24 protein-coding genes are annotated in these 19,607 nt (G+C 33.3%); 13 read left to right on the forward strand and 11 right to left on the reverse strand.

Annotated features, from left to right (window positions below):
* The 4 genes from IAI56_RS12995 to IAI56_RS13010 form a co-directional block, all read right to left on the reverse strand.
* Positions 1-331: SPFH domain-containing protein (locus IAI56_RS12995; RefSeq protein WP_342354544.1), on the reverse strand; the 331-nt coding region annotated here is incomplete at its 3' end.
* A 10-nt stretch (positions 332-341) separates the two neighbouring features.
* Positions 342-905: an NfeD family protein gene (locus IAI56_RS13000; RefSeq protein WP_187658280.1), complete on the reverse strand. Its 564-nt coding sequence runs from the start codon at positions 903-905 to the stop codon at positions 342-344.
* A gap of 143 nt (positions 906-1,048) precedes the next feature.
* Positions 1,049-1,468 (reverse strand): hypothetical protein, encoded by a 420-nt coding sequence (locus tag IAI56_RS13005; RefSeq protein WP_187658281.1) that lies wholly within the window; start codon positions 1,466-1,468, stop codon positions 1,049-1,051.
* 45 nt (positions 1,469-1,513) lie between these two features.
* The gene (locus IAI56_RS13010; protein ID WP_187658282.1) at positions 1,514-1,678 is read right to left on the reverse strand and encodes a hypothetical protein; all 165 of its coding nucleotides are present in this window, start codon (positions 1,676-1,678) and stop codon (positions 1,514-1,516) included.
* A gap of 188 nt (positions 1,679-1,866) precedes the next feature.
* On the opposite strand from IAI56_RS13010, the gene ygiD reads away from it, so the two are divergent.
* Positions 1,867-2,697 (forward strand): 4,5-DOPA-extradiol-dioxygenase, encoded by an 831-nt coding sequence (ygiD, locus tag IAI56_RS13015; protein ID WP_483400933.1) that lies wholly within the window; start codon positions 1,867-1,869, stop codon positions 2,695-2,697.
* A gap of 31 nt (positions 2,698-2,728) precedes the next feature.
* Here ygiD and IAI56_RS13020 read toward each other — a convergent pair whose 3' ends face one another.
* The gene (locus tag IAI56_RS13020) at positions 2,729-3,808 is read right to left on the reverse strand and encodes a C1 family peptidase (RefSeq protein ID WP_187658284.1); all 1,080 of its coding nucleotides are present in this window, start codon (positions 3,806-3,808) and stop codon (positions 2,729-2,731) included.
* Positions 3,809-3,939: 131 nt separating this feature from the next.
* Here IAI56_RS13020 and IAI56_RS13025 point away from each other — a divergent pair, with 131 nt between their 5' ends.
* From IAI56_RS13025 to IAI56_RS13060, 8 genes are all read left to right on the forward strand, one after another.
* Complete coding sequence (locus IAI56_RS13025) at positions 3,940-4,779, forward strand: 1,4-dihydroxy-2-naphthoyl-CoA synthase (RefSeq protein ID WP_133532880.1); 840 nt, start codon at positions 3,940-3,942, stop codon at positions 4,777-4,779.
* An 80-nt stretch (positions 4,780-4,859) separates the two neighbouring features.
* Entirely contained in the window at positions 4,860-5,375 is a 516-nt protein-coding gene (locus IAI56_RS13030) for a PH domain-containing protein (RefSeq protein ID WP_187658285.1), read from the forward strand.
* Entirely contained in the window at positions 5,372-6,868 is a 1,497-nt protein-coding gene (locus tag IAI56_RS13035; RefSeq protein ID WP_187658286.1) for a PH domain-containing protein, read from the forward strand. The genes IAI56_RS13030 and IAI56_RS13035 overlap by 4 nt, the downstream gene beginning before the upstream one ends.
* A gap of 67 nt (positions 6,869-6,935) precedes the next feature.
* Positions 6,936-7,859, forward strand: a complete 924-nt coding sequence (gene menA, locus IAI56_RS13040; protein ID WP_187658287.1) for a 1,4-dihydroxy-2-naphthoate octaprenyltransferase — start codon at positions 6,936-6,938, stop codon at positions 7,857-7,859.
* 24 nt (positions 7,860-7,883) lie between these two features.
* Complete coding sequence (locus tag IAI56_RS13045; protein ID WP_187658288.1) at positions 7,884-8,372, forward strand: hypothetical protein; 489 nt, start codon at positions 7,884-7,886, stop codon at positions 8,370-8,372.
* A 10-nt stretch (positions 8,373-8,382) separates the two neighbouring features.
* Entirely contained in the window at positions 8,383-9,060 is a 678-nt protein-coding gene (locus IAI56_RS13050) for a metal-dependent hydrolase (protein WP_187658289.1), read from the forward strand.
* Between the two features lie 78 nt (positions 9,061-9,138).
* Positions 9,139-10,335, forward strand: a complete 1,197-nt coding sequence (locus tag IAI56_RS13055) for a tetratricopeptide repeat protein (protein WP_187658290.1) — start codon at positions 9,139-9,141, stop codon at positions 10,333-10,335.
* Between the two features lie 8 nt (positions 10,336-10,343).
* Entirely contained in the window at positions 10,344-11,378 is a 1,035-nt protein-coding gene (locus IAI56_RS13060) for an o-succinylbenzoate synthase (RefSeq protein ID WP_187658301.1), read from the forward strand.
* A 214-nt stretch (positions 11,379-11,592) separates the two neighbouring features.
* On the opposite strand, the gene creD is transcribed toward IAI56_RS13060, so the two are convergent.
* Genes creD through IAI56_RS13090 form a run of 6 tightly spaced genes read right to left on the reverse strand, consistent with a single transcriptional unit; the run spans position 11,593 to position 15,383 of the window.
* Positions 11,593-12,948: a cell envelope integrity protein CreD gene (creD, locus tag IAI56_RS13065; protein ID WP_187658291.1), complete on the reverse strand. Its 1,356-nt coding sequence runs from the start codon at positions 12,946-12,948 to the stop codon at positions 11,593-11,595.
* A 21-nt stretch (positions 12,949-12,969) separates the two neighbouring features.
* Positions 12,970-13,281 (reverse strand): hypothetical protein, encoded by a 312-nt coding sequence (locus IAI56_RS13070; protein WP_187658292.1) that lies wholly within the window; start codon positions 13,279-13,281, stop codon positions 12,970-12,972.
* Positions 13,282-13,283: 2 nt separating this feature from the next.
* Entirely contained in the window at positions 13,284-13,739 is a 456-nt protein-coding gene (locus IAI56_RS13075; RefSeq protein WP_187658293.1) for a hypothetical protein, read from the reverse strand.
* Positions 13,740-13,792: 53 nt separating this feature from the next.
* A complete protein-coding gene (locus IAI56_RS13080) occupies positions 13,793-14,089 on the reverse strand; it encodes a winged helix-turn-helix domain-containing protein (RefSeq protein ID WP_187658294.1) in 297 nt (98 codons plus the stop codon).
* A gap of 3 nt (positions 14,090-14,092) precedes the next feature.
* A complete protein-coding gene (locus tag IAI56_RS13085; RefSeq protein ID WP_187658295.1) occupies positions 14,093-14,755 on the reverse strand; it encodes a YiiX family permuted papain-like enzyme in 663 nt (220 codons plus the stop codon).
* A 4-nt stretch (positions 14,756-14,759) separates the two neighbouring features.
* On the reverse strand, positions 14,760-15,383 hold the full coding sequence (locus IAI56_RS13090) for a hypothetical protein (protein ID WP_187658296.1): 624 nt from the start codon (positions 15,381-15,383) through the stop codon (positions 14,760-14,762).
* Positions 15,384-15,468: 85 nt separating this feature from the next.
* Between IAI56_RS13090 and IAI56_RS13095 the strand changes: the two genes are divergently transcribed.
* From IAI56_RS13095 to IAI56_RS13110, 4 genes are all read left to right on the forward strand, one after another.
* Positions 15,469-15,828: a DUF1801 domain-containing protein gene (locus IAI56_RS13095; RefSeq protein WP_187658297.1), complete on the forward strand. Its 360-nt coding sequence runs from the start codon at positions 15,469-15,471 to the stop codon at positions 15,826-15,828.
* A 96-nt stretch (positions 15,829-15,924) separates the two neighbouring features.
* Complete coding sequence (locus IAI56_RS13100; protein ID WP_187658298.1) at positions 15,925-16,410, forward strand: biotin/lipoyl-containing protein; 486 nt, start codon at positions 15,925-15,927, stop codon at positions 16,408-16,410.
* Between the two features lie 79 nt (positions 16,411-16,489).
* A complete protein-coding gene (accC, locus tag IAI56_RS13105) occupies positions 16,490-17,941 on the forward strand; it encodes an acetyl-CoA carboxylase biotin carboxylase subunit (protein WP_187658299.1) in 1,452 nt (483 codons plus the stop codon).
* 74 nt (positions 17,942-18,015) lie between these two features.
* Positions 18,016-19,557: an acyl-CoA carboxylase subunit beta gene (locus IAI56_RS13110; protein ID WP_187658300.1), complete on the forward strand. Its 1,542-nt coding sequence runs from the start codon at positions 18,016-18,018 to the stop codon at positions 19,555-19,557.
* Positions 19,558-19,607: the final 50 nt, after the last annotated feature.

The raw sequence follows: 19,607 nt of genomic DNA on the forward strand, positions 1-19,607 counted from the left end.
AACGCTCGGCAGCCGTATTCATACTATCGGTTTCAGTAGAAATGGCAATGGTAAATCGACATGGAACATCAACACGAATATTTTGTCTAGAAAGTGCGTTGGTCAAATTGGCTTCAATAGAAATTGGTTTCAAATCTAAGAAAGCATAATCTTGAATAACTGGCCAAATGAAAGCTCCGCCACCGTGAACACATTTAGCAGAAGTTCCACCAGTTTTTCCATAGATAACTAATATTTTATCCGACGGACAACGTTTGTAACGCGAAATTAGTGCTGTGATAGTTACAAAAAGTACAATGACTAAAACTACAATAATAATGATTTGTTGCATATATAAAGAATTAAATTTTTTCTACAATTAGGATATTGTTCTCAATTTTAGTCACAGAAACAACTGCACCAGTTTCAATTCGGTCGTTTTCGGTTAAAGCTTCCAATTCGTGAAATGAACCGTTGATACTGATTTGTATTTTGCCTTTCCCTGATTTTTTTTCGGGAATAGAAAGATATACCGTTGCAGTTTTGTCTATGGCTTTGTACAATGAAAAAGAATTATTTTCGTTTAGTTTCATCATTTGCTTAATGATAAAGAAAAATAATCCAACAAAAACAGCACCAACAATTGTGGCAACAAAAATTAAAACGGTTTTGTTTTCGATGGAATTGTAGAAGGAAATTCCGCTCCAGCTAAACCCTAAAAGGAAATTAATAAGATTTCGAAGAGTGAACAATTCAAAAGGAGCATCGCCAATGTCGTGACCTTCGGTTTCAATATCAGTTTCAACATCAGCTCCGCCAAAACCAGCAAAAGTCATAATGGTTTGGAGCAAAAAAAACAAACTTACCGGCAAAGCGATATACCAAAACGCTCTGAGTAATGGTTCAAGATTTTCAAAAAATGTCATAGTAATTGGTTTATAGTTTTGATTATACGCTTGTTTTTTCAAAAGGTTACAAATTACAAAAAAGAAACAAATTAGAGGTAAACTAAAATTATAGAATTGATTTTTCGTAATTGTAGTTTCTATTAAACTAATTTAGTTTCAATTTATTTGACTTTCTTCATGACCATTTCGATAAAAGTATCTTCTATGGTAAAAATGATTTTTTTGTCTTCAATTTTTATGTGAAAAATAATGTTGGAGTAGTTGTCGTCGTTATGACCAACGCGAAGCTGTTTTTTATTGGCATCAAAATACCATTCGTTTTTCTTGAAAATGTTTCCTAATTGTTCTATCATTTTGGATTTACTCGTAGTTGAAAATTCAAAAGTGTGATTAGCATTAAAAACATAAGTTGCTTTTTGGAAACCATCCAAGAGTTCTAAAATTTCGGGATTTTCTCCGTTTTTAGTAACGATAGCTTTTTTTACCTTCCATTTGCCGACAACAAATTTTTCATCAATAGTTTGACTAAAAGCAGATGTAATTCCAATGAAGAAAACGAATAGAAAAATCTTGGATTTCATTTTTTAAATTTATTTTATAAACGTAAAAATAAAACAAAAATTAGATTAATCGTCATTTAATTCGTCGTCTTCTTTGTCAATAAAAGAGTTTTCGTTGTTTAGATATTCCTCTAAATTTTCTTTGTCTTTCTGATTTTGACCCACCAAGAATATGATTAAAACAATCAATACAACCGCAATAATTCCAAAAATGAAGATATTATTTTCCATTAATTTTATTTTTATTAAAGTTACCATTTTTATGTTAATTGAATATTATTTAGACTTTAAATTTATTCTAAAGATTTAACAAATATTTTGAAAGTGATTTTGAATTACATAGTATATTTGTATATACAAATGTTTCAAACATGCGTCGTAAAGATTTCATAAAAACAGTAATAGGAGGAACAACCGCTATGGCATTAACACCATTATACAATTGGTCAAAAGAGTTAAACGAAACAGATATTCAGTTGCCAGTACTTTTTATTGGACACGGTTCGCCAATGAACGGAATAGAAGACAATGAGTTTTCGCAAAAATGGGCAAAATTAGGTCGAGAAATTCCTCGTCCAAAAGCTGTTTTGGTCGTTTCGGCACATTGGTTGACAAAAGGAACACACATTACTGCAATGGAAAATCCTAAAACTATTCATGATTTTGGAGGTTTTCCTCAAGCATTGTTTGATGTACAATATCCGGCAAAGGGAAATCCAATTTTAGCAGAAGAAACAGCAAAGTTAATAACTTCAACTCAAGTTGGTTTAGATCACAATTGGGGTTTGGATCATGGAACTTGGACAGTAGTTCGACACATGTATCCCGATGCTGATATTCCAGTATTGCAACTAAGTATTGATTACAATAAACCGCCACAATATCATTATGAATTAGCAAAAGAGTTGGCTGTTTTGAGAAGAAAAGGTGTTTTGATTATCGGTAGCGGAAATATGGTGCATAATCTGAGAATGGTAGCTTGGGATAAACTTAACGAGCCAGAATATGGTTTTGATTGGGCAAACGAAATGAATTCATTGTTTAAACAAAAAATCACAGATAACGATTTCAAATCATTAATTAATTATCAATCGCTTGGAACGGCAGCAAAATTGGCTATTCCAACACCAGATCATTACTATCCGTTGCTTTATACTTTAGGATTACAAAACGGTAAAGACGAAATTTCATTTTTCAATGATAAAGCTGTTGGCGGTTCGTTAACGATGACTTCAGTTAAAATAGGATAACAAAAAAGGAAGCGATTTGCTTCCTTTTTTATTAAATATTCAATGCTTTTCGTGTGTTTTTTGTCAAACCATCTTTGTGTAGCATAACCGAAATGGCTTTGAGTTTTATAAAAGGAACGCTCATGTACATAAAACCGTCTTTTCCAGAAGTTGTTCCCCAAGAGTTTTTTACTTTATAATAAATGTTTCCTTTTTGGTCTTTCACTTTTCCAACAATGTGCATCAAGTGATCATCAACCGTATTGTAATTCTCAAATTCTGCCTGACGATATTCCTGAGTGATTTGCTTTTCAGGTTTGATTTCGGTTAAAATAGTTTCCATATCAGAACTATTCTCAGGAATAACGGCAATACCATTTTTTGTCGAAAAAGTTTCTTCACTTACGTCAGTGTCTAATGCTAAAGTGAAACCTTTATCTAATGCATTGTCTATATTTTGTACAAAATCATCTAAAGTAACATTATAAAAACTTTCATTGGAAAAATTATCGGGAATATTCAAGATAAATTTTGAATAAAATGGCACATGAGTGAAAGAAGTAATCGTTACATAATCGTTTAAAATGATTTTGTATTCTTTAGCGTCAGTTGGTTTTACAGCGTCAATTTTACCAAGATATTTGTCTAAAACAGCGTTGTAATCTTCTTTCCAATTTGGATATTTCAGAGGTGTTTCTGCTACCGCTTTTTTTACAATTGCTTCAAGTTCGTCAACCATTTTTGAATGATCGTGTTTGGCATCAGCAGAAAGTTTTCCGCTAAAAACAGCTTCAGTAGTTAAACCATATTTTTTGGCGCTGTTGATAACATCGTGATTTAATCCGCCTTCGCCAAACTGTGCTTTTCCTTGTCGCATTACATAATTTTCGGCTTTTGCCAAATAAGTAAAACGAACATTATACATTTCAGATAAATCTACTTTTTGTCCAGTTGTGCGAATTATTTCGGTTTCAAGAAACGAAGTACTCGAAAAACTCCAGCAAGTTCCAGTATTTCCTTGAGAAATTACAGGTAAACAATTGATTTCTTTAATGGTTTGAAAATCATATTGCTGAGAATAGGAAGTAAAGCTAAGGGATAAAACTCCCAAAAAGAGCGAAAATTTATTCATAATATTATAACAGATAGTTTAGTTTTAAGTGTAAAATCGTTTATTTTTACGCTAAAATAAATAGTTTTCATTAGGAAGCGATTTTTTTAACTAAAATATAAGAACCATAAATTTAAAAATCAGATACTAATATGAGTAAAATACAATGGCAAATTGCCAAAGAATTTGAAGATATAACCTACAAAAAATGCAATGGCGTAGCACGAATTGCTTTCAATCGACCAGATGTTCGTAACGCTTTTCGACCAAAAACTACTGCCGAATTACTGCAAGCTTTTCACGATGCTCAGGAAGATACTTCTATTGGAGTAGTTCTGCTTTCTGCCGAAGGTCCAAGTTCCAAAGACGGAATTTGGTCGTTTTGTTCTGGAGGCGATCAAAAAGCGCGTGGACATCAAGGCTATGTTGGTGATGACGGCTATCATAGATTGAATATTTTGGATGTGCAGCGATTAATTCGTTTTATGCCAAAAGCGGTGATTTGTGTCGTTCCTGGTTGGGCAGTTGGTGGCGGACATTCGCTTCATGTGGTATGCGATTTGACATTAGCCAGTAAAGAACATGCAATTTTCAAGCAAACCGATGCCGATGTTACGAGTTTTGACGGTGGATATGGTTCGGCGTATTTAGCTAAAATGGTCGGACAAAAAAAAGCCAGAGAAATTTTCTTTTTAGGACGAAATTATTCCGCTCAAGATGCTTTTGAAATGGGAATGGTCAATGCTGTAATTCCGCATGCTGAGTTGGAAGATACAGCTTATGAATGGGCACAAGAGATTTTGGCAAAATCGCCAACATCTATCAAAATGCTAAAATTCGCAATGAATTTAACCGATGATGGAATGGTTGGACAACAAGTTTTTGCTGGCGAAGCTACACGTTTAGCTTACATGACTGACGAAGCCAAAGAAGGTCGAGATGCGTTTTTGGAAAAAAGAAAACCTAACTTTGATAAAAAGTGGTTACCATAATTTAAATATCAAATTTTAAATACTAAATATAGTTCAGCGCAATATATTTAATATCTTATATCTAAAATCTAATATTTAAAATGGAAAACTTCACCAACGAACCAATTGATATTACTAATTTACCAAGATATGAAACGGTAAATTTGAATGCATTGCAACCAAAATATTGGAACGTAATTTTATTAAATATTACGGCAATTTTTCTATTAATTGGGATAGCTTCAGCTGTAATTATTTATTTTGTTGAAGAAATTCATTCCATGGCTTGGCTTTTCGGATTGGTTTATGTTTTGTTTTTGGGGTTTACATTTTTTTTGTGTCGCATTTCGTTTCACAAAAGAGGTTTCGCCTTCAGAGAACACGATGTAATCTACAGAAGCGGAATTTTAGCTACCAATACGATGATTATTCCCTACAATCGAGTACAGCATGTTGCCTTACACGAAGGTTTTATCTCGCGTTATTTTGATTTGGCAAAAGTAGAAATCTTCACTGCTGGTGGCGATTCTAGTGATGTGTCAATTCCAGGGATTAAAAATGAGCAAGCCGAAGATATCAAGCAGTTGCTAATGGGTAAAATTCAAAAGCAATTATGATAAAATCTGAATTTTCAACTCCACAAAGACAATCCAAAACAGGTTTACTCGTCTTGTTTGCTAATTCGCTTTTCGAATTTTTAAAAGCGATGTGGATTGTACTAATCATTTTCTTTTTAAAGGGAAAAGCAACTGATATTTTTTGGGGAATTGGAATTTTTGTTTTGGTTTTACTGGGTTTCGGCGTTTATTCTTATCTGAAATACCGAACTTTTACTTTCTATATTGATGAAGAGCAAAATGAATTTATTGTGCAACATGGTATTTTGAACAAAACAAAAACGGTTATACAACTACATAAAATCCAACAGGTAAATTTAAAGCAAAACATCATTCACAGGATTGTTAATGTGTATCAAGTCAACATTGATTCTGCAGGAAGTGAAGAAAAAGAAGCGGTAATCAATGCTGTTTCAAAAGAAGTTGCAATGGCTTTGAAATCAAAACTTTTGGATAACGAACGAGTTGAAGTTGTTGATGATTTAGTTGAGGTTGAAAAAGAAATGGAGAACAAACCGTTTTTAAAAATTGACTTAATCAGTTTGCTGAAAGTTGGAATTACGTCCAATTATGCCAAAAGTATCGGTTTGTTGTTGACTTTTTTCTTCACCATTTATGAAAATCTCAACCAAGCTGGTGCCGAAGAATATGTCGATGGAAGTAAAGTGAAGGATTTTATTCAAAGCAATACGGAAGTTTATTCGGTTTTACTGGCAATAGTACTATTGTTTACCGTGATTTTCATCATCAATATCGTTAGAACTTTGGTGAAATATTATGGTTTTAAAATAGCAAAGCAAAAAGGTTCGTTAGTTATGTCTTATGGTTTAATTGCCACACAAAGCACGATTTTAAAGCCGGAAAAAGTTCAAATTGTGAAAATCACACGAAATTTTTTCCAAAAAAAGTTAAAAATCCTTGAAATAAAAATCAAGCAAACGATTAATGATGAAAGCAAAAAAGACAAATCAACCATTGAAATTCCTGGTTGTAATGAGATAGAACGTGACGAAATCCTGCAATTGATTTTTAATGAAATCCCAGAAAAAGGAGAAAAATTAAAACCAAATTTTCGTAAACTTCTCTTTTCAATCTTTATATTAATTGTATTACCTTTAACTGCTTATTTGACCGTAGGGAATTGGTTGGTAAATTCCATTTTTGAATACAAAAGTATTGCGATAGTTTATGCTGTTTTTATATTCATTGGATTGTTTTTTGGATTTAAAAATAATAGTTTATTCATCAACAATAAGCACATTATCATGCAAAGTGGCGCATGGGATGTTGATAATGAAATTATTAAAATTGAAAAAATACAAGCCATAACGACATCACAATTATTTTGGCACAAAAGCTTAAATATTGGTTCGATAACAATTCATACCGCTGGTGGAAATATCAGTTTTCAACTAGGTAAATTTGACAAAATCAATCAATATGTCAATCTTTGGTTGTACCAAATTGAAAAAAACGAGAGTAATTGGAATTAATATAAAATATTAGATTTCAAATATCAAATATTTAAAATTTAATATCTAAAATTTAATATAAATATAAATGAAACATTGGGTTGAAGCTGCGCGAGTGAGAACATTGCCTTTATCGGTATCAGGAATTATTGTGGGAAGTTTTTATGCTATGTCGCAAGGAATGTTCAATTGGAATATTGTAATTTTTGCGCTTTTAACAACTTTAGGATTGCAAATTCTATCCAATTTCGCCAATGATTACGGCGATGGAGTAAAAGGAACGGATAACGACGATAGGGTTGGACCAAAACGAGCTATTCAAAGCGGTGTAATTTCGCCTGCAGAAATGAAACGAGCAATAGTGATTACATCCTTAATTACGCTGTTATTTGCCGTTCTGTTGATTTATTTTGCTTTCAAAGGGAAATACTTGGTGTTTTCTTTAATCTTTCTTGTATTGGGAATTTTGGCTATTGCTTCTGCAATTCGATATACCGTCGGAAAAAGTGCTTATGGTTATCGCGGTTATGGCGATGTATTTGTGTTTGTATTTTTCGGAATGGTAAGTACATTTGGAGTATATTTTATGTTTTCTAAAACATTGGATTTATTGTTGTTACTTCCAGCTACTTCAATTGGATTTTTAAGTGTTGGAGTTTTGAATTTGAACAATATGCGCGACGAAGAAAGCGATAGAAAAGCAGGGAAAAACACGATTGTAGTGAAAAACGGCGGAACATGGGCAAAGAAATATCACTTCTTTTTGGTGATTTCGGCTATGATTTTGGTGCTGATTTTTGCTTTCTTAAATGACTTTCATTTTGATCAGTACATTTTTCTCGTGGCTTATTTTCCAATGATTAGTCATTTGATAACAGTTTATAAAAATAAAACGCCTCGACTTTTAGATCCAGAATTGAAGAAATTAGCAATAAGTACGTTTTTATTGGCGGTACTTTTAGCCTTGTGTTTGATATTCTTCATATCAGATGTGGTTGTGAATTATGTTTAAAATTTTTATTTAAAACATAAAAGATTGAAAAGTACTTTTGAAGTTGATAGTGAGAAGTTTAATGAGTTTTTGAAGGTAAATGTAGAGCTTGGAACTTTGCATACAAAAAGATATTCTTTGAATATTGTGTTTTTCATATTTACAAAAACTGATAGAATGTTCTTCGGAATGTATGGAAAGAATAAGTTTGAGATTACTGAAACTTTTGGATATTTTCCAAATACATACAGAATTAGTGGTGATTACAAGTTGAAAGGTAATAATCAAACAGAAGTGAGTTATGAAATTAAACCCTTGGGATTTATTTATTATTGGTTTAAAATAATGCCTTTAGCTATGATTCCGTTGTTTAATTTAGTTTTTTATTTTCAGGTGAAATCGGCTAGTTATAAAGATTTTGTGATTGCAAACTCAATAATGATTTGTTTTGTGTTTTTTAGCTGTTTTTATATGTGGCTAAAAAAAAGAAAGCTTGAAAATATTTTTAAAGAAGTATTTGAAATAGAAAAATAAAAAATAAGTTATGAAAATTACATTTTACGGTCATGCTTGCATCGGAATTGAAGTAAGCGGAAAAAACATCATCATCGATCCGTTTATTTCAGGCAATGAAAAAGCGTCGCATATCGATATCAATTCATTAAAAGCAGATTACATTCTGATTACACATGCGCATTTTGATCACATTCAAGACGTTGAAGTTATTGCTAAAAACAATAATTCAGTGATTGTTTCTAATTGGGAAATCGCTACGTATTACGGAAATAAAGGTTTTCAATACCATCCGATGAATCATGGTGGAAGCTGGCAGTTTGATTTTGGAAAAGTAAAATATGTTTCTGCTATTCATTCTAGCGCTTTTCCAGATGGAACATATGGTGGAAATCCTGGTGGTTTTGTAATCGAAGGTGAACATAAAAATATTTACGTTTCTGGCGATACAGCATTAACGATGGATATGAAGTTAATTCCAATGCGAACTAAACTAGATTTGGCTGTTTTTCCAATTGGAAATTGCTTTACAATGGATGTGGAAGATGCAATATTGGCTTCCGATTTTGTAGAATGTGATAAGATTTTAGGTTGTCATTTTGATACTTTTGGATTTATTATGGTTGATCACAATGACGCAAAAAAGAAATTTTTCGATGCTGGAAAGGATTTAATGTTACTTGAAATAGGGCAAAGTATTGATTTGTAAATCAAATAAATAATAGATGATAAAGAGTGTCAAATTTTTGGCACTCTTATTGTTTTAAGTGAAAATAAAAATCATAATATGAACAAAAGATTAAATGTATTGTTTGCGCTGTTTTCTTCTTTCGTTTTAGCGCAATCTAAAGATGGATATTGGGATAATGTTCGAACTACAAACGAAACGATTACGCTTGGTGCTGGAAAAAAGAAAATGATTAAAACCGCCGATTTTCCACTTGGAACAACGGAAGTTGTGTATCGAATTTCGATTCTAGATGATAACCAAAAGATTTCTTCGAGTTTGGTTTCAGTTTTGAAAGCAATTCCAGATCCAACGGGAATTAGCCAAGGTTCGGCTGGAGCAGTTTTTTTAGCTTCGACAATTTCAGGAGATGATAAATGTAAATACGCTGTTTTTAGCAACGAAAAAGACGCATTGGAGTATGAGAAATCAACTGTGCTGAAAAATGCTTGTGTGGTTCAAAACGAACCTATAAACAAAGAAGCGAAATTGCTTTCAGAGAAATCGAAATGTTTAAACGGTAATCAAAATCTATGGTTTGTTTTTGAAAGTGATAATTGGATTATGAAGCAAAAAATAGTTTTTGAAGTTGTGCCTTGGGTAGATTATAAATTCAAAAATGGCTGGACAAATGCAGCGAAAAAAGAATTACTTTTAGAAATTGAAAACAATGATTTTTTTAAATCTATAAATCAGAAAGATAAATTATTAGGATATTTTATTGAAACTTTTACTTCAAAATATAATTTCAATGATTTTAAAGAAATAATTCCAGCAGAAAAAGCAAAAGCGTTTAGTGATGTAATGGATGAAAGCTTAAAGAAATCAGGTTTGATGAACGGTTATTTGGAAGGAATTCGCGCTGAAGCAAAACGATTTTTATCGGCTAAAGAATATGAAAAAGGAATGTCGCTTATTGAAAACGATATCATTCAAAAAGGCAGAGCAACCGATTTGGATTATGGTTTACAAGGCGATTTTTATTTGATGACAAAGCAATACATTAAAGCGGAAGTGGCAATTAAGAAAGCGATTTCAATGAATGCTACAAATATCGAACATCAATTGCGTTTGGCGCATGTTTATTTGTTTTCTAATCGAGTAAGCGATGCGAAAGATATTCATAAAAAATACCGTTCAAACAATGTAAGTTCCAGTAAAAGTTGGGTTCAAGCAACCAAGGAAGATTTTGAAAACTTCAAGAAAAATGGTTTACCAACAGATGATTTCAAGAAGATTTTACGAATTTTAGAATAAAAAACATGTTGATAGCAACGTATAAAAAGTATATCCTTCAATTTAAGCAAGCTTCAGGAACGTCGCGCGGCGTTATGACGGAAAAAGAAACTTGGTTTATTATTTTGGAAGAAAACGGTAAAAAAGGAATAGGTGAATTTGGAATTCTCCGCGGACTTTCGGCTGATGATAGAGTTGATTATGAAGAAAAACTGCAATGGACATGCGAAAATATTCATCTTGGCGAGGAAAAATTATGGCAAGAATTAATTGAATTTCCGTCAATTCAGTTTGGAGTAGAGATGGCTTTTTTGTCTTTGAAAAGCAAAAATCCGTTTGAATTATTTCCTTCCGAATTTGTTTCTGGTAAAAAATCTATTGTCATAAATGGATTGGTTTGGATGGGAAATGAAGCGTTCATGAAGCAGCAAATAGAGGAGAAGATTGCTCAAGGTTTTGGCTGTATAAAAATGAAAATCGGAGCGATAGAATTTGACAAAGAATTGGAATTATTACGCTTTATTCGTCAAAATTTTGATGAAAAAACGATTGAAATTAGGGTTGATGCTAATGGTGCTTTTGATGAAAATGAAGCTTTAAATAAAATTAATCAATTGATTGGTTTTAAATTGCATAGTATTGAACAACCTATCCAAAAAAACCGTACTGACACGATGTCAGTCCTGTGTAAAAATACGAATTTACCTATAGCTTTGGATGAGGAACTAATTGGCGTATTTTCGGCATCTGAAAAAGAAAATTTGTTGCAAAAAATTAGGCCGCAATACATCATTTTAAAGCCAAGTTTCATCGGTGGATTTCGTGGTACTTTGGAATGGATTTCGTTGGCAGAAAAATACAATATCGGTTGGTGGATTACTTCAGCTTTGGAAAGCAACATTGGTTTGAATGCGATTGCGCAATTTACTTTTACGTTAAATAATAAAATGCCTCAAGGTTTAGGAACTGGAAGTTTATATACCAATAATTTTGATTGTCCGCTTGTGGTTGAAAAAGGTCAGCTTTGGTACAAACCAGAATTGGGTTGGAAAGTTGATTTGTGATTTTTTGTAACGCAAAGTTTTGCAAAAAGATAAAACCATTAAGAAATTAAGTTCCATTAAGATTTGTAACGCTTAAATTTTATAAATATCTTAATGGTTTAAAAAAGTTTTACAAAAAGATAAAACCATTAAGAAATTAAGTTTCATTAAGATTTGTAGCGCTTAATTTTTCTTAATTTCTTAATGGTTAAATTAAAAATCAGAAGAAATGTTTCTATTTACTCCAATCAATTTTTCTTGAAAAATACATTACAGCCGCCAAAATAAAGAATAAACCAATACTTCCAGCAAGCAAAGCGTAATCCTCCATTTGGATAATCACAAAAATAAATGCGTATAAAACCGAAAGCGATGTGGCAATAAACATCGGGAATTTTTTGTTTTTTAGAATGGAGACCGAATACAGCGTAATCAAAGCCACAACTGCAATTCCCGAAATTCCATATGCCAAACTGAAACTACTGTGTTCTGTAATTGAAATCAAAAGCGTGTAAAACATAATCAGTGCAATACCAATCATCGAATACTGAAAAATGTGGATATTGATTTTGCTAATCGACTGAATTAAGAAGAAAATCAAGAACGTTAAACCAATCACGAGGAAACCATACTTAGAAACGCGCTCATTTTGCTGATATTCGTCCACTGTTTCGATTAATTTTACGCCAAAGAGATAATCGTCCAAATCAGGTAAAACGTTGCTGTATTGCTGCGAAAACGTTCTGTTGATGTCTAAAACTTTCCAATCGGCATGAAAACCTGTTGCGGAAATGCTTTTTGTAGTATCATTTGAGGCAAAAGTTCCTTCAAAACTTGGCGATTGCCAATCAGAATCGATAGAAACATTGGTTACTTTTCCAATTGGAACAAATTTCAAGCTGTTACTTCCGTTGTAAACAATGTTGAAATTAAAATTGATTTTGTCATTTGTTGCTAAATTTTTATAATCAAAAACCGATGTCGAAAGCAAACTATAGTCGGTTTTGTCGTTGTTTTGAGGTTCGAACGAAAATTTTTGACTGTTTAGTTCTACTTTCAATTCACTTTTAATGCTTTTTAAATTGGTTGTTTTTACAATAATCGAAGCTTTATCCCAAAGTATATTTTCGGGAGCAATATTCAATTTTGCAAAATCGGGCGAAGTAAAATTCCCTTTAAAATTCATATTTGCCGTAAAGACAATTGGGTTGAAAATACCTCGTTTGAGCGATTCATTTTTCATTACTTTGGACGAATTGGTCAACTCATTTGGAAAAAAGTAGGCATAATTAGTCGTTACCTTTTTCTGAATGGTCGTTACGCCAGTTTTGGTATCGGTAACGTTATAATTTTCATTAAATGTGTACGGTATTTTTAAAATCGGACCATAAAATTGAATATCGCTTCCCCAAAGATTGGAAACTTCTCGTGTGACTTCGTTTTTTCGTTGCGAACGTTCTGTGATTAAATCTTGCACAAAAAATAACGGAATGAGCAATACTAAGGTTAAAAAACCTACCATAATCATTTTGGCAGTGGTCGATTGAAAGAATGTTTTTGGTTCTTGGTTTTGAATTTCTTGATTTTCCATGATGTTGAGTTTTATAATTGATTAAAATTTGTTAAATACGATGTAGAGATATAAAAGTGCGATTGGAATATTAGCCAACATAATCAGCATTTTGATGGTTAAATCTTCGCGTTCATTGGGTTTGATAAAAAACAGAAAGAGTAAATTCAGAAATACCAGCAGATTGATGAAAAAAGCTAAAATCAAATAGAAATACCCAATAAAATAGAGCATTCCATATTCGGGAAGAGCAAAATGCAATAAGAATAAAAGCGTTCCAATGCCAAAAGAACCAATCGCTAAATAGGTTGAAAATCCGGCAGATTTTTGATTTTCGTGTGAAAATGTTTCCATGATTATTTAATATTAAAAGTGAATTGAATTTCTCTCAGCGATTTGTAAAGCATTTTGTCAAAAGCCAAATGGTAGAATTGATGTGCCATTTGACCTCGTTTGTAATAGTTGTAAAACGTTTTCAGTCGGTTAGGGTAGAAAAGCGTTCCAACAAAAATGACCATAAACAGATAAGCGCTTTTTTTGCCATTTCCGAACAAATAATATTGCATTCCAATTTCTTCAATCACCGAAACTCCAGTGTTGGTCAACACATGAATGACATCGTGATCTTCTAGTTTGGGTTGCATTTCAAAGTTGTATTGCAGCAAAAAGCAACCCATGTGAAAACCCAAACTGTCATTGGGAAGCAAAATCAATTCTTTTGGAGTAATGTTCCAGGGTTCGTTCTTTTTGAAGAACTTTTGATAGGGTTTTTTACTCCATTCATACATTTTTTCGATGATTAAATCTCTCATAATTAATTTTAAAAGTACTTTGAATTTCAAAGTAAATGAATAAAAAAATAGCGTTAGTTTTTTGATAATAATTTTTCAAGCGCTTCAATATGTTCTTTGAACGCTTTTTTACCTTCGGTTGTGGCGATATAACGTGTGTTTGGTTTTTTACCAATAAATTGTTTTTCAATCATAATATAATTTTCTGTTTCCAATGCTTTGGTATGACTGGCAAGATTGCCATCGGTTACGCCAAGTAATTCTTTCAGCATATTAAAATCGGCACTTTCATTCACCATCAATACCGACATAATGCCAAGGCGTATGCGATGATCAAAAGCTTTGTTGATATTTTGGATGATGTTTTTCAATTTTTAATAAGTGTCAATAATAGTTTCTAAGAAAGTGGAATTTACCAATTGTGATGGTGCAACAACCTTTTCTTCTAATGGAATTTTATTTCCATAACGTTCTTTTAAAATTTTCTTTACTTTTTCGTCTGCTAAATTAAAGCTTTTCAGTTTTTCTAGTGGACAAAGTTCTATTCCAACGCTGTTTTTATAAATTTTCCATACCAATTCGGAGCAATAGATTTTATCGTCTGTCCATTCGAAATATAAATCATAATCTTTTTTGTCAAACTGTTTTCCGTAGTTTTTCATTTTAGAAATAACTTCAGGAGTTAAAATTTCAGAACTATTTTTCAGTCGCTTAACTAAATATTTATTGCCTTCACCATGTTTAATCCATTCGCTCAAAAGAGTAGTTTTAACGGGTTGAACGGCTTCAAATACATATTTCTCACCATTTATAACATAAATAATTCCGCAATGAGAAAACTTGGAATTAGTTGCAATTCGAACTGCTTCACATTGTTTTGATTGGGAAGTCTGAAAAATGATATCGCCATCTTGAACAGATTGTTCGATTTTTTTATTAATTGTAGAAAAAGCTTTTTCAACTTGATTTGAATTGACTTTTGCAAAAACAAAAAAAGCAATCAATAATGTGGCGATGAGTAAAATTTTCTTTTTCATAAAATCAATTTCTATCGTATTTAAAATACATCAACGCACCATAAACAACGTGACAAACGCCAAAACCTAATGCCCAAAACAATAATCCATAACCTAAAAACCAAGTTGATAACAATCCTAAAATGATTAATGTTATTCCTAAATATCGAACATCGCCAAGAGTATATTTACTAGCGTTAAGACAAGCCATTCCATAAAAAATCAGCATTAACGGAGCAACCAGACTTAAAATTTCTTTTTCAATAAGAAAAATGATGAAAAATCCTCCTGTCAATAATGGAATTAAAAAATTGATTAATAATCGTTTTGATGTTGGATTCCACAAACTTTCATTCGCTTTTTTTGCTTTCTTCAAACTCAAAACCAATCCAGTTACAATTGATAAAACAATTACCGAAGCCGCAATGATGAATAGTTTTACCACTGCTTCGTAGGATATGATTAGCGTTCTGTATGAACCCATAGTCGAAGTGTCAAAGTAAATGGTTTTATAAGCTAACCATGCACCAATTAGGGAATAAATCCCAGCCAATATTCCCGATAATCCACTTAATGAAATGAAGCGAGAAGATTGCGACATCATTTGTTTGATATCTTGAATGTCTTTAAGGTATTTTTCGTTTTCCATTTTAAAGTACTTTGAAAAACAAAGTAAATGATAATTTTTTCATTGACCAACTAAATTTTCGATTATTTTTGAAAAAAAAATCATCGTGAAGCCACAAGACCTTTATATACTGAACCAACCAGAAAAATACCGAGATATTTTATTGCATGTACTAGCAGTAGTGGAGCAAGTTGTTCCAGAGGCGACTTTGGAATATAAATGGAAAATTCCTTTTTTCTACCTAGATAAAAAACCATTTTGTTATTTAAATGCTAGTCACAAAAAGCAATTTGTGGATGTAGCATTTATGGATGGTTTTCAGTTGCAGTTACACCAAAATCTGCTCATTTCCGACGGCGGACGAAGTAAAGTGAAATCACTTCGATACAAAACATTGGAAGAAATTGATTATGAGGTTTTAATTGCTTTATTGAAAGAAGCGAAGCAAAGGCTTGAAAAGCATTAAATCTTTGTAAACCTATATTAAATTTCCAATTTTATTTAAAATACCTTCTACGAAAACGTTTTCTTTTACTATTTTAGTGCTCAAAAATAAAATAGTATGAGTAATTCGTATAAACTTTCGGTAAACAATAGTGTAACTTTTGATGCAACCGAAAGCAGTCTTCAAAACCTCGATGCCGTTTCTACCGGCAAAAATACGTTCCATGTACTAAAAAATCACATTCCTTACAAAGCGGAAATTGTCTCTGCTGATTTTTTAGCCAAAAAATATACCGTTAAAGTAAACAACAACACCTATGAAGTTGCTATTGAAAACGACTTGGATTTGTTGATTAAAAGCATGGGAATTGAACGCGGAAAAACCAAAGTAGTCAACGCAATCAAAGCACCAATGCCAGGATTAATTCTCGAAATCAATGTAGAAGTTGGACAAACCGTTAAAGAAAATGATTTATTGTTAATTCTTGAAGCCATGAAAATGGAAAATGCTTTTGTATCGCCGCGTGATGGTGTTATTAAATCTATTTCGGTTGAAAAAGGCAACGCTGTAGATAAAGGTCAATTATTAATTGAATTTGAATAAATAGTTTTCCAGCAAGGTTTTCAAATCCTTGTAGGTAGTAATAATATCTAAAAAGAGATTACTTCTCGCGTCGAAAAACATGAAACAATTTAAAAAAATACTGGTGGCAAATCGTGGTGAAATTGCCATCAGAGTAATGAAAACCGCCAAAAAAATGGGCATTAAAACGGTCGCGGTTTTTTCTACTGCCGATAGAAATGCACTTCACGTAAAATATGCCGATGAAGCCGTTTGTATTGGCGAAGCAGCATCAAATCAGTCCTATTTGCGCGGTGACAAAATCATCGAAGTTTGTAAAGAACTCGGTGTTGATGCCGTTCATCCCGGTTATGGTTTTTTAAGTGAAAATTCCTCTTTTGCTGAAGAATGCGAAAAAAACAACATCATTTTTATTGGTCCAAAATCCAAAGCCATTGAAATGATGGGAAGTAAACTGGCAGCCAAAGATGCCGTAAAAGAATATGGTATTCCAATGGTTCCCGGAACCGAAGATGCCATTACCGATATTGCTGCGGCTAAGAAAATTGCAGCTGAAATCGGATTTCCAATTTTGATAAAAGCTTCTGCTGGCGGTGGCGGAAAAGGAATGCGTGTTGTTGAAAAAGAAGAAGATTTTATTTCCCAAATGGACAGAGCAATTTCTGAAGCTACAAATGCTTTTGGCGACGGCTCGGTTTTTATTGAAAAATATGTAACCAAACCACGCCATATTGAAATTCAAGTGATGGCAGACAGTCACGGCAATGTATTGTATGTTTTTGAAAGAGAATGCAGCATTCAACGTCGTCATCAAAAAGTGGTGGAAGAGGCGCCATCGGCGATTTTAACACCCGAAAAGCGCAAAAAAATGGGCGAAGCGGCTGTTAAAGTTGCCAAAGCTTGTGATTATCTTGGTGCCGGAACGGTTGAGTTTTTACTCGATGCTGATCATAATTTCTATTTCCTTGAAATGAATACTCGTTTACAGGTAGAACATCCGGTAACGGAAATGATTTCTGGTTTAGATTTGGTTGAATTGCAAATTCGTGTGGCGAGAGGCGAAGCTTTAGCTATCAAACAAGAAGATTTGAAAATCCAAGGTCATGCAATGGAACTTCGTGTGTATGCCGAAGATCCAATGAATGATTTCTTACCAAATGTTGGGTTTTTAAGCAAATATCAATTACCAGAAGGCGAAGGAATTCGGGTTGATAACGGAATTGAAGAAGGAATGGACGTGCCGATCTATTATGATCCGATGTTGTCCAAATTGATTACCTATGGAAAAACCCGTGAAGAATCTATTGAGTTGATGATTAAAGCCATCGATAATTATCATGTGGAAGGCGTAACAACAACATTACCGTTTGGAAAATTTGTAATGGAACACGAAGCATTTCGTTCAGGGGATTTTGATACCGGGTTTGTGAAAGCGTATTATGATGCTGAAAAACTAAAATCAAAACTCGATACCGAAGCCGAAATTGCAGCACTGATTGCTTTAAAACAGTATCTTGAGGATAAAAAAGTACTGAGATTACCAATTAATTAATTGTTTACTGTAAATTGTATACTGTATGATGAACTTTACAATTTACATTTACAGTAGTACAACACACAAAAGAAATGGAAGATAAAATCAAAATATTAAACGAGAAAATGGCTTTGGCCAAATTAGGCGGAGGCGAAAAACGAATTGCGGCGCATCATGCCAAAAAGAAATTAACGGCTCGCGAGCGAGTTGAATACTTGTTGGATGAAGGTTCGTTTGAAGAAATTGGGATGTTGGTAACGCACAGAACGACCGATTTCGGAATGGAAAAAGAAATTATTTATGGCGATGGTGTAATAACTGGCTATGGAACTATCAACGGACGTTTAGTGCATGTTTTTGCACAAGATTTTACCGTTTTTGGTGGTTCATTATCCGAAACGCATGCCGAGAAAATATGTAAAGTCATGGATATGGCACTAAAAAATGGTGCGCCAATGATTGGACTGAATGATTCTGGTGGAGCAAGAATTCAAGAAGGTGTGCGTTCGCTTGGTGGTTATGCCGATATTTTTTACAGAAATGTACAAGCAAGTGGTGTTATTCCTCAAATTTCTGCCATAATGGGACCATGCGCTGGTGGAGCAGTTTATTCTCCGGCAATGACCGATTTCACGATGATGGTTCAAGGTAACAGTTATATGTTTGTAACGGGTCCAAATGTGGTCAAAACCGTAACCAATGAAGAAGTAACTTCCGAAGAATTAGGTGGCGCGAGTACGCATTCGACCAAATCTGGTGTGGCACATATTACGTCGCCAAACGGAATTGAATGTTTAGAAGACATCAAAAAGTTATTGAGTTATCTTCCGCAGAACAATCGTGAAACAGCACCAAAAATACCTTACGAAGTAAAAGAAGAAGTTCGTGAAAAATTAGACACTATCGTTCCAGATAATGCAAATAAGCCGTATGATATGCACGATGTCATTGCGAACATTATTGATGAAGATTCGTTTTTCGAAATCCATAAAGATTTTGCCGAAAATATTATAGTAGGATTTGCTAGGTTAGGAGGAAGAAGTATCGGAATTGTGGCTAATAATCCTAAATATTTAGCCGGTTGTTTGGATGTGAAATCGTCAACCAAAGGTGCGCGCTTTGTACGTTTTTGCGATTGTTTTAATATTCCGTTGTTGGTTTTGGAAGACGTTCCTGGATTTTTACCTGGAACCGACCAAGAATGGAACGGAATTATCGTTCACGGCGCAAAATTACTATATGCGTTTAGCGAAGCAACCGTGCCGAGAGTTACGGTTATTACTCGAAAAGCTTATGGCGGTGCGTATGACGTAATGAATTCCAAACACATTGGCGCCGATATGAATTTTGCTTGGCCAACAGCAGAAATTGCGGTTATGGGTGCCAAAGGTGCTTCTGAAATTATCTTCAAAAAAGAAATTAGCGAAGCCAATGATCCTGTGGCAAAATTATTAGAAAAAGAAGCAGAATATGCCGAACTGTTTGCGAATCCTTATACCGCAGCGCAACGTGGCTTTATCGATGAGGTTATCTTGCCGAGAGATACACGACGTAAATTATTAAAAGCTTTCAGTTCGCTCGAAAACAAAGTAGTTGATACACCTAAACGAAAACACGGTAATATTCCGTTGTAGCAATAAAAACCTCGTTTTAGAAATAAAGTGGGGTTTTAATAAATTTTTTT

It is taken from the genome of Flavobacterium macrobrachii, assembly GCF_014486675.1.
Taxonomy (GTDB): domain Bacteria; phylum Bacteroidota; class Bacteroidia; order Flavobacteriales; family Flavobacteriaceae; genus Flavobacterium; species Flavobacterium macrobrachii.

Bases quoted from the DNA above. Each gene is read 5' to 3' on its own strand.
- IAI56_RS13000 (WP_187658280.1), bottom strand. From the start codon at position 905: ATGACATTTTTTGAAAATCTTGAACCATTACTCAGAGCGTTTTGGTAT.
- IAI56_RS13005 (WP_187658281.1), bottom strand. From the start codon at position 1,468: ATGAAATCCAAGATTTTTCTATTCGTTTTCTTCATTGGAATTACATCT.
- IAI56_RS13010 (WP_187658282.1), bottom strand. From the start codon at position 1,678: ATGGAAAATAATATCTTCATTTTTGGAATTATTGCGGTTGTATTGATT.
- ygiD (WP_483400933.1), top strand. From the start codon at position 1,867: ATGGCATTAACACCATTATACAATTGGTCAAAAGAGTTAAACGAAACA.
- IAI56_RS13020 (WP_187658284.1), bottom strand. From the start codon at position 3,808: ATGAATAAATTTTCGCTCTTTTTGGGAGTTTTATCCCTTAGCTTTACT.
- IAI56_RS13025 (WP_133532880.1), top strand. From the start codon at position 3,940: ATGAGTAAAATACAATGGCAAATTGCCAAAGAATTTGAAGATATAACC.
- IAI56_RS13030 (WP_187658285.1), top strand. From the start codon at position 4,860: ATGGAAAACTTCACCAACGAACCAATTGATATTACTAATTTACCAAGA.
- IAI56_RS13035 (WP_187658286.1), top strand. From the start codon at position 5,372: ATGATAAAATCTGAATTTTCAACTCCACAAAGACAATCCAAAACAGGT.
- menA (WP_187658287.1), top strand. From the start codon at position 6,936: ATGAAACATTGGGTTGAAGCTGCGCGAGTGAGAACATTGCCTTTATCG.
- IAI56_RS13050 (WP_187658289.1), top strand. From the start codon at position 8,383: ATGAAAATTACATTTTACGGTCATGCTTGCATCGGAATTGAAGTAAGC.
- IAI56_RS13055 (WP_187658290.1), top strand. From the start codon at position 9,139: ATGAACAAAAGATTAAATGTATTGTTTGCGCTGTTTTCTTCTTTCGTT.
- creD (WP_187658291.1), bottom strand. From the start codon at position 12,948: ATGGAAAATCAAGAAATTCAAAACCAAGAACCAAAAACATTCTTTCAA.
- IAI56_RS13070 (WP_187658292.1), bottom strand. From the start codon at position 13,281: ATGGAAACATTTTCACACGAAAATCAAAAATCTGCCGGATTTTCAACC.
- IAI56_RS13075 (WP_187658293.1), bottom strand. From the start codon at position 13,739: ATGAGAGATTTAATCATCGAAAAAATGTATGAATGGAGTAAAAAACCC.
- IAI56_RS13085 (WP_187658295.1), bottom strand. From the start codon at position 14,755: ATGAAAAAGAAAATTTTACTCATCGCCACATTATTGATTGCTTTTTTT.
- IAI56_RS13090 (WP_187658296.1), bottom strand. From the start codon at position 15,383: ATGGAAAACGAAAAATACCTTAAAGACATTCAAGATATCAAACAAATG.
- IAI56_RS13100 (WP_187658298.1), top strand. From the start codon at position 15,925: ATGAGTAATTCGTATAAACTTTCGGTAAACAATAGTGTAACTTTTGAT.
- accC (WP_187658299.1), top strand. From the start codon at position 16,490: ATGAAACAATTTAAAAAAATACTGGTGGCAAATCGTGGTGAAATTGCC.
- IAI56_RS13110 (WP_187658300.1), top strand. From the start codon at position 18,016: ATGGAAGATAAAATCAAAATATTAAACGAGAAAATGGCTTTGGCCAAA.